This window comes from Streptomyces sp. NPDC003379 (assembly GCF_053589195.1).
In genome coordinates this window covers 1-1,116 of record NZ_JBSFRK010000137.1, presented here as the reverse complement: position 1 = coordinate 1,116, position 1,116 = coordinate 1, and the positions used below count along the sequence as shown (strand labels likewise).

The 1,116-nt window shown below is 68.0% G+C and carries 1 protein-coding gene; it reads left to right on the top strand.

What is annotated here, in order from left to right; all coding sequences use genetic code 11:
* Positions 1–203: 203 nt before the first annotated feature.
* Positions 204–1,116 (top strand): ISAs1 family transposase (locus ACWDVB_RS40310; protein WP_451612074.1); only part of this gene is annotated, 913 nt, incomplete at its 3' end.

Sequence of the window (1,116 nt, the reverse complement as noted above, 5' to 3'; positions counted from 1 at the left end):
GAGGGCGGCGGCTTCGTTGGGGAAGTGGCCGCGGGCCCGGACCAGGGACCTTGCGTGTTGACGAGGTGCGTGGGCTTGCCCAGTGATAGTCCGTTACATGTGGTATGCCCGGACGTAGAAACAGGCACGGCTTCGGTGATCATGTAGGTGTCGAATCCGCATGACCACAACCGAAGACCGTGCCTGCTGTCTCATCTTCTCCCATGCCCTCGGGCCTGGAGCAACTGGCCCGTACCTCGTCACCGCAGCCGTTGCCCGATGCGGTGTGCCTTGTCCGGTTTCTCACCGGCCTGCCGGACCCACGTGCCCGTCGTGGCCGACGCTTCCCCCTGACCGCTCTTGTTGCCGCTGCGGCAGCGGGCGTCCTGGCCGGCGCACAGTCCATGACCGCGATCTCCGAGTGGATCTCGGACGCACCTCGCTGGGCGCTGCTGGTCCTCGGTTTCCCCCTCGACCCGTTCACCAGGGCGGTCACCGTGCCGCATCCCACCACCGTCATGCGGCTCCTTCGCCGCCTCGACGGTGACGCCTTCGACACCGCCGTGACCACGTTCCTGCAGGCCAGAGCCAGCAGACGGCAGAACGGGGAACACCGCGTCCTGCGAGCGGTGGCCGTCGACGGGAAACAGTTGCGCGGCTCGCGGACGGGCGAGGGGAAGGCAGTCTGGCTGCTGGCCGCGATGGACCACGCCGGGACCGTGATCGCCCAGCGCCAGATCGACGCCAAGAGCAACGAGACACCCGCGTTCATCCCGCTCCTGGACGGCCTGGCCCTGGCCGACACCGTGGTCACCGCGGACGCCGCCCACACCCAGCACGCCAACGGCCACTGGCTGCGCGAACACGGCGCCCACTACATCGCCGTCGTCAAGGGCAACCACCCCGGCCTGCACCAGAAGTTGAGGAAACTGCCGTGGCACGAGATCCCCATCGATCACAAGAGCCGTACCAAGGGCCGGGGCCGGCTCGAGATCCGGCACCTCAAGACCGTCGCCTTCCGGCACCTCGACTACCCCGGCGCCCGCCAGGCCCTGCGCGTCATGCGCTGGCGCAAGGACCTGACCAGCAAGAAGATCACGATCGAACGGCTCTACTTCGTCACCAGCCTCCCACCCG